Source organism: Binatus sp. (SeqCode) (genome assembly GCF_036522015.1).
Taxonomy (GTDB): domain Bacteria; phylum Desulfobacterota; class Binatia; order Binatales; family Binataceae; genus Binatus.
The window spans coordinates 1-3,149 of sequence record NZ_DATDGQ010000102.1 but is presented as its reverse complement, the minus strand read 5'-3'; the positions used below and the strand labels follow the sequence as shown (position 1 = coordinate 3,149).

Here is a 3,149-nt window from a genome sequence, read left to right as displayed (position 1 = left end):
GGGGGAGCAACTATCCTCGCCTCGCTGAGATCAAAAAGAAGTATGACCCGGACGGGTTGTTCTTCGTCCATAATGGAGTCGGCTCGGAACAGTGGAGCGCGGACGGCTTCACGAAGTTGTGAGCCGCGGCGCCCGGATTTGAGGAGAACTGCGATGGCCTGGATAAAAACTGCGGGTTCGAAGTAGAGGGAGCTGGAGGGGAGCAGAATCCTGAATCGCGCGCAGAAGGGCGCGCTGTTTAAGGACCCTCACCTTGATCCTCTCCCTCAAAGGGAGAGGAGAAACGAAGAATAGGAATTTACCAGAAGCGGACGCGGCCGGTGTCGACGTGGACGAAGTTGCTCTTCGGGTAGTAGCCGACGCCGCCGGCTTGCTGTGCGAGTGCGGCGCCGCGGAGTTGCGCGAGGCTGCGGCCCGGTACGCATATGTCGATCGCCTTGCCTTCGAGATGCAGGCTGTGGACGGCGACGCCTTCGCTGTTCGCATGGAGCATCGCGTTGGTCACGGGCGAGCGGTATCCGGAAATCACCTGGAACGCTTCGTTGGTTCCTAGCCGGTGTTGGATTCGGGTCAACAGATCGAGCAGTGCGGGATCGATCGGTTTTACTTCGTTGGCGCGGAAGTCGCGCAGGATGTAGTTGATGCGATCGAGCTCGTCGGGAATGTAGCGGCCATTTTCCCAGTAAGTGGTGGTCAGGCTTTCGTCCGTGTGCAGCGCGTAGAACTTGAGCGAGCGGCGTCGAAGCTGGACTGTTGTGCGAGCCATCGCGACCGCGGGCACGACGAGTTGTGCCGCGGCAATCGCGCTAATGCGGAGAAACCGCCGCCGCGATAAGTCCGCGGGACGCGTGGATTGCGCCTGTGATTGCTCCCTCAACTTTCGTCGCCGCAATAGAACCTGCCGGCGTTCCCCCTGCGCGCTCGGTCGTGGCCGTCACGTCGCGCGCGATTCCATCCTGGTCGTTCAGAACTTCCCCGGCAACCGACCAGTCCACTAGATTATCAATCCCATTGGCCCGCGCAAGGGCCCTTACGGCGTCGATTCCGCCTGTGCCTCTGCGGTAAATGTCCTTCTCGCTCTCGAGGAAAACGCGGCCGTCGTCGAGTTTCGCCAGCATCAGCGGCAGGTAAACGATTTCGCCGCGATCGTTCAGGTCGACGTCGTGGAACAGCGCTTCGATATCGTCAGGATGCAGGCGCACGCATCCGTGGGTTCGGTAGCTGTACACGCTGACGGGGTGATTGGTGCCGTGAATCCCGATCACCGGGAAACTGAGCCCGATCCAGTATTTGCCCAGCGGATTGTCGGGCCCGGGTTCGATTTCGTCCATGACGTCCTTGCCAGCTGCTTCCTCTTCCCGCTGTATCGACGCCGGCACTCGCCACGTCGGATCCTCGCGCATCTGGATTACCGTGAACGCGCCGGTGGGGGTCTGCCATTGCTTGCCGGGTTGGCCTATCGCGACCGGATACGCCCCGCTCAACCGGCCACCCTCGAAATGAAAGAGCATGCGCTGAGGCAGGTTGACCTCGATCAAATCGGATCCTTCGATGGGCACGATATGGCGATTGTCGATGTGAATTGCGTCGCCGGCTTTGAGGTGGTCGGTGACCTGCTTACCGTTGTCGCGCGCCAGAACTTTGGGGCTCTCGCCGAAGCGCGAGCCGATACGGGTAAAGGTGCTGCCCTCCCAGGCAATGAAATCGAATTCGCCACCCGCGATCCGATGGGCGATCGGCGGCAGCGGCGCGCCGGGCAGTGAGATCGCCGCGGCAGGGGCAGGACACAGCTTTGCGTCCGATGAAGGAGCAGTCGTGACAGTTGGACTCGCGTCGGGTAGAGCAGATGCGCTGGAGCGGGTCGATGTGAGGGCGCATAAGAGGAATGCCCCGAAGATTGCGCAGTTCAGTTTTGAAATCCAACTCGTCACACTTCAATTGTGACGAATTTTGGAAATCGACACGAATCGGTTCGTCAGGAAGGGGTCTTACCGGGACTCTAATGTCGGATATTAATTAGGTCTCACCTCTCATCGAACTCGAATAGTGAACAGCGCGGCCTACTTTCTTATTTTCTTGAGTGCCTGCTCGACGCCGGGCATGCGTTTGGGGAGCTCTTTCCCTTGCATTTTGGCCTGCATCAAACCGCCGATGCCGAGAATCATGTGATGAGAGTGAGCGTTGCGTATCGCGGTGCTGAAACCCATCGCGTCCTGCGCGGAATTGACCGCCCATTTGACCATGCGCAGCGTGAAGCGATCGCTCTCGGCGATTCGATTCGCGAGCGCCATCGTTTCGGCCTCGAGCTCGGCGCGCGGCACGACCAGGTTGACGAAGCCCAGGCGGGCGGCCTCGTCGGCGACGACGAAGCGGCTCTGGAAAAGAATTTCCTTGGCCTTGCGCGGCGGCATGTCCCACGGAATCGAGAAGTACTGCAGCAGCGAGGGCAGGAATTTGGCGTCGTCGGACGCAACGACGAGGTCCATCGCGGCGGCGAACATCCAGCCGCCGAAGATGCACAATCCCTGCACCTGCGCGATGGTAGGCTTGTCGAGATCGCGCCATCGGAGAGTGTTGTCGAGGAACATTTCGCGCGACTTGGCATACTCGCCGCGGACACCCTTGGGAAACGGGCGGCGCTGCTGGTCCTCTTTTTCCTCGGGCGTGCCGAGGTCGTGACCGGAGCAAAAATTGTCGCCGGCGCCGGAAAGAATGATCACGCGAACGTCGTCGTCGGCGTTGGCCTCGGCGAAGGCAGCGTCCATTTCCTCGAGCAGGCGCCGCGATTGCGCGTTCTTGTAGCGTGGGCGATTGAGGATGACCTTCGCAATCCGGTCGTGCTTTTCGTAGAGAACAGTTTTTTCTTCCATTGCTTTGCGTCCTGAAGGAGAGCGTCGAGATTGATTGCGACCTAATCCCTAACACCTTCCCATAGTGGGAAGGGGGACAAAAGTAAAAGAGTTGTGGGCGGCCCGCTTGCGCGAGATTCGGCGGGTTGGATACGGTCGGAATCATCCTGGCCAAGGCGGTGCGAATTGATGGCGCTGTGGAAACCCGATCAAACTTTTTACCCGTCGGCGCGAATGGCGATGCAGGCGCCGCGCGAGCAGCTCGGCTACGTCGTCACGTTCAATCCAACGCCTGCGAAC

The 3,149-nt window shown here is 60.1% G+C and carries 4 protein-coding genes; 1 reads left to right on the top strand and 3 read right to left on the bottom strand.

What is annotated here, in order from left to right:
• A partial coding sequence (locus VIW95_RS17450) for a BBE domain-containing protein (RefSeq protein ID WP_349259287.1) occupies positions 1–122 on the top strand: 122 nt, incomplete at its 5' end.
• A gap of 176 nt (positions 123–298) precedes the next feature.
• Here VIW95_RS17450 and VIW95_RS04140 read toward each other — a convergent pair.
• The 3 genes from VIW95_RS04140 to VIW95_RS04130 form a co-directional block, all read right to left on the bottom strand.
• On the bottom strand, positions 299–766 hold the full coding sequence (locus VIW95_RS04140) for a DUF882 domain-containing protein (protein WP_331584152.1): 468 nt from the start codon (positions 764–766) through the stop codon (positions 299–301).
• A 40-nt stretch (positions 767–806) separates the two neighbouring features.
• Positions 807–1,931: a L,D-transpeptidase gene (locus VIW95_RS04135; protein ID WP_331584151.1), complete on the bottom strand. Its 1,125-nt coding sequence runs from the start codon at positions 1,929–1,931 to the stop codon at positions 807–809.
• Between the two features lie 129 nt (positions 1,932–2,060).
• A complete protein-coding gene (locus tag VIW95_RS04130) occupies positions 2,061–2,870 on the bottom strand; it encodes an enoyl-CoA hydratase-related protein (RefSeq protein WP_331584150.1) in 810 nt (269 codons plus the stop codon).
• Between the last annotated feature and the right edge of the window lie 279 nt (positions 2,871–3,149).